The following is a 4,148-nucleotide window of genomic DNA, read 5'->3' as shown; positions in this document are numbered from 1 at the left end:
ATGACGCCGCGCGCGCCGATCGCCATCATGGGCACGGTCAGGCCGTCATCGCCGGAGAGAATCGTGATGCCGCACAGTTCGCGGATCTGGTCGACCTGGTCGAGATTGCCGCTGGCTTCCTTGATGGCCACGATCGTGGGGATCTTGGAAAGGCGAGCGACCGTCGACGGCGCCATGTTCACGCCCGTGCGTCCGGGAACGTTGTAGAGCACCATGGGAATGTCCACGCGCGTGGCCATGTATTCGTAGTGGCGGTAAAGACCTTCCTGCGTGGGCTTGTTGTAATATGGCGTGACGACAAGAGCGCCGTCCGCACCGATTTTTTTGGCGTACTGCAGGAGCCCGAACGCTTCGGTCGTGTTGTTGGAGCCCGTGCCGCAAACGACCGGGACTTTTCCGTTTACGTAGTCCACGACAAAGGACATGACAAAGCGGTGCTCGTCATGCGACAGCGTGGCGGATTCGCCGGTCGTCCCGCACGGCACAATGACGTCGGTTTTGTGCTTCAGATGGAAATCGAGCAGGCGCTTGAGCGCGATCGTGTCGACCTTGCCATCTTTGAACGGAGTGACGAGCGCCACCATGGAACCTTCGAATTTTTTCTTGTCCTTCGCCATAAATCCCTCTACGCGTGGTTGTTTTTGACTTCGGGAAAGGGGCAGAGCTTGCCCTCGAAAACAAAACGGGCGCCGCCCTCCAGATAAGCTTCCGTCACTTCTTTGCCGCGGACCTTGAAATCGATCGTCAGGATCTCGCCGCCGCTGGTCTTGACCTTGACCGGCGCCTGGGTCCTGCCATGCAGGGCGCTGATGATGGCGGACGCGGTCGAGCCGCTGCCGCAGGCGAGCGTTTCCTGTTCCACGCCGCGCTCGTAGGTGCGCACGTGGATCGAGTGCTTGTCTTTGATTTCGACGAAGTTGACGTTCGTGCCCTTGGGCTTGAAATCTTCGTGATACCGGATGGCGCGTCCGAGAAGTGCGACATCGATACCCCTCAGGTTGTTCACGAAGATGACCGTGTGGGGCACGCCGGTATTGATAAACGAGTAATGCAGCCGGTTTCCGGCCACGGAAAGCTCGCCTTCGGCCCGGTAATCCTTGGGCTTGGCCATGCGCACGCGGATGCGGCTGCCCTTCACGTTTGCCTGGATCACGCCGGACAGCGATTCGAATTCGAACTTCGCGGGAAGCCCCAGCTTTTTATGCGCGAAGAGCGAAATGCAGCGGAACCCGTTGCCGCACGCTTCGGCTTCGGAGCCGTCGGAATTGATGATGCGCATCTTGAAGGCCTGCTTGCGGGATTTTTCGAGAAGGAGCACGCCGTCCGCGCCGACTCCGGTGTGAGGCGCGCAGACCTGGCGCGTGAACTTCACGGGGTCTTTGAGTGCCGCGCGGCGGTTGTCGACCACGACGAAATCGTTTCCCGAGGCTTCGAGTTTGAAAAACGGCAATTCTTTGGACATAAGCTCCTTCGTATCCGGTTGAAAATGAATGGTTATGATACCACTCCTAACCCTTCTTGGGAACGGGGTTTTTGGCCGGTTTTTTGTTGGAATTCAAAAAAGAGGCCGCTATACTAGGGGGCTTATGGCAAAGACCCTCTTCGACAAAATCTGGGAAAATCACCTGGTCACCACCCTCTCGGACGGGCAGACCCTCATCTATATCGACCGCCATCTGGTCCACGAGGTTACAAGCCCGCAGGCCTTCGAAGGACTGCGCCTTTCCAAGCGTAAGGTCCGCCGGCCGGAGCTGACGTTCGCGACCATGGACCACAATGTCCCGACCGACGATCGCGATAACATCAAGGACCCCATTTCCAAGGCCCAGATGGACGCACTCACGGAAAACTGCGCGGAATTCGGCGTGACCCTTTACGATCTGAAAAGCGACCGCCAGGGCGTCGTGCACATCATCGGCCCCGAGCTCGGCCTCACGCTGCCCGGCACGACCATTGTCTGCGGCGATTCGCACACGTCCACGCACGGCGCTTTCGGCGCGCTGGCCTTCGGCATCGGTACTTCCGAAGTCGAGCATGTCCTGGCCACGCAATGCCTGCCGCAGCAGCGGCCCAAAACTTTCAAAGTCGAATTCCGCGGCAAGATGCAGCCTTTCGTGACCGCCAAAGACCTGATCCTGAAAATGATCGGCATCATCGGAACCGCCGGCGGCACGGGGTACGTGCTCGAATACTGCGGCGACGCGGTCCGCTCGCTTTCCATGGAAGCCCGCATGACCATGTGCAACATGAGCATCGAGGCCGGAGCGCGCGCGGGACTGATCGCGCCGGACGAAATCACGTACGAATATCTTTCCAAAGGAAACCGCCCGTTTGTTCCCCAAGGCGCGGCCTGGGACAAGGCGCTGGCCTTCTGGAAAACGCTTCCTTCTGACGCCGGCGCGAAATACGACCGCGAGCTCGTCATCAATGCCGCGGAAGTCGCGCCGCAGGTGACCTGGGGCACAAATCCCGGCATGGTCATGGACGTCACGGGACGCATTCCGGAACCGGACAAAGTTCCCGGCTACAGCAAAAAGGATGTGGAGCAGGCGCTGAATTACATGGGCCTCAAGCCCGGCACGCCGCTCACCGACATCAAGATCAATACCATCTTCATCGGAAGCTGCACGAACGGCCGCATCGAAGACCTGCGCGCCTCCGCCCAAATATTGAAAGGCCGCAAGGTCGCGCAGGGCATCCGGGCGCTCATCGTCCCCGGCTCGCAGGCCGTGCGCGCTCAGGCCGAAGCCGAAGGCCTCGACAAAATCTTTCGGGCCGCGGGCTGCGACTGGCGCCAATCCGGCTGCAGCATGTGCCTGGCCATGAATCCGGACCAGCTGAGCCCGGGCGAACGCTGCGCTTCGACTTCCAATCGCAACTTCGAAGGACGCCAGGGCAAAGGCGGCCGGACGCATCTGGTCAGCCCGGAAATGGCGGCCGCGGCCGCCGTCGCGGGACACTTTGTGGATTTAAGGAGCTGGAAATAATGGAAGCCTTCCAAACCCATCGCGGCGTTCTCGCCCCGCTCGACACGGCCAACGTGGACACGGACCAGATCATCGCCAAGCAATTTCTGAAATCCATCAAGCGCACAGGCTTCGGCGAATATCTTTTCTACGACTGGCGCTACAAGGCGGACGGAAGCCCGAACGCGGACTTCCCTCTCAACAGACCCGCGTTCCAAAAAGCGAGCATCCTGGTCGCGCGCAATAATTTCGGCTGCGGTTCGAGCCGCGAGCATGCGGTGTGGGCCGTGCATCAATACGGCTTCAAGGCCGTGATCGCTCCGCGCAAAGGCGAAGGCAATGCGCGCATTCCCGGCTTCGCGGACATCTTCCGCAACAACAGCGGGAAAAACGGCTTATTGACCGTGGAGCTGGGCGAGGCTGAAGTCGAGGAAATTTTTCAGATGATCGGACGGTTTCCGGGATTGGAAGCCACGGTAGACCTGGACGAGCAGCGCGTGGTCCTGCATCTGGACGAGGAAATCAGCTTTCACTTCGACATCGATCCCGCCGTCAAAAAACGCCTCTACCACGGGCTGGACGACATCGGCACCACGCTTCAGGAAAAAGCCGCCATCGACGCTTTCGAAAAAAAGCACGATGCGCAGTTTGCCGCAGGAAAGAAATAATCCCTCAGATTAGACGAAGGCGGGAATGGTCTCGCCGGTAAAAAGAGACTCGAACGTCTCGCGCTTGCGCACGATCTCGAACTTATTCCCCTTCACCAGCACCTCGCACGGACGGGGCCGCGAATTGTAGTTGGACGCCATCACGAAGCCGTAGGCGCCGGACGTCATGAACGCCACGTACTCCCCCTCGGAAAGCTCCTGGAGATAACGGTCGCGCGCGAGCACGTCGCCGCTTTCGCACACCGGGCCCACCACGTCGTACACCCATTTCTTGGCCTTGGCGTTCGCTTTCAACGGCAGCACCTCGTGATGCGCGTCGTAGAGCGTGGGCCGGATAAGGTCGTTCATGGCCGTGTCCACGATGGCGAAATTCTTCACGTTCGTCTGTTTGATGTAGAGGACTTTGCCCACCAGGATGCCGCCATTGGCGGAAACGAAACGGCCGGGCTCGAATACCAGGCGGAACTTGCGGCCCTTGAAAAGCGGCAGGATTTTTTTGGCATACTGCTCCGCG

General features: G+C 59.6%; 5 protein-coding genes. 2 read left to right on the top strand and 3 right to left on the bottom strand.

What is annotated here, in order from left to right; genetic code table 11:
* Both dapA and dapF read right to left on the bottom strand, forming a co-directional pair.
* A partial coding sequence (gene dapA / locus VL688_11700; protein ID HTL48712.1) for a 4-hydroxy-tetrahydrodipicolinate synthase occupies positions 1–617 on the bottom strand: 617 nt, incomplete at its 3' end.
* A gap of 8 nt (positions 618–625) precedes the next feature.
* Entirely contained in the window at positions 626–1,462 is an 837-nt protein-coding gene (gene dapF, locus VL688_11695) for a diaminopimelate epimerase (protein ID HTL48711.1), read from the bottom strand.
* Between the two features lie 124 nt (positions 1,463–1,586).
* Here dapF and leuC point away from each other — a divergent pair, with 124 nt between their 5' ends.
* Positions 1,587–2,987, top strand: a complete 1,401-nt coding sequence (gene leuC / locus VL688_11690) for a 3-isopropylmalate dehydratase large subunit (protein ID HTL48710.1) — start codon at positions 1,587–1,589, stop codon at positions 2,985–2,987.
* Complete coding sequence (leuD, locus tag VL688_11685; protein ID HTL48709.1) at positions 2,987–3,634, top strand: 3-isopropylmalate dehydratase small subunit; 648 nt, start codon at positions 2,987–2,989, stop codon at positions 3,632–3,634. The genes leuC and leuD overlap by 1 nt, the downstream gene beginning before the upstream one ends.
* Positions 3,635–3,643: 9 nt before the next feature.
* Here the strand turns inward: leuD and VL688_11680 are convergent.
* The coding region (locus VL688_11680; GenBank protein HTL48708.1) for a diaminopimelate decarboxylase at positions 3,644–4,148 on the bottom strand (505 nt) is incomplete at its 5' end.

The sequence above is a fragment of the Verrucomicrobiia bacterium genome (assembly GCA_035495615.1).
GTDB lineage: Bacteria > Omnitrophota > Omnitrophia > Omnitrophales > Aquincolibacteriaceae > DATJFP01.
Note: the sequence above shows the minus strand (reverse complement) of the source record. Positions and strands in the feature narration are given on the sequence as shown.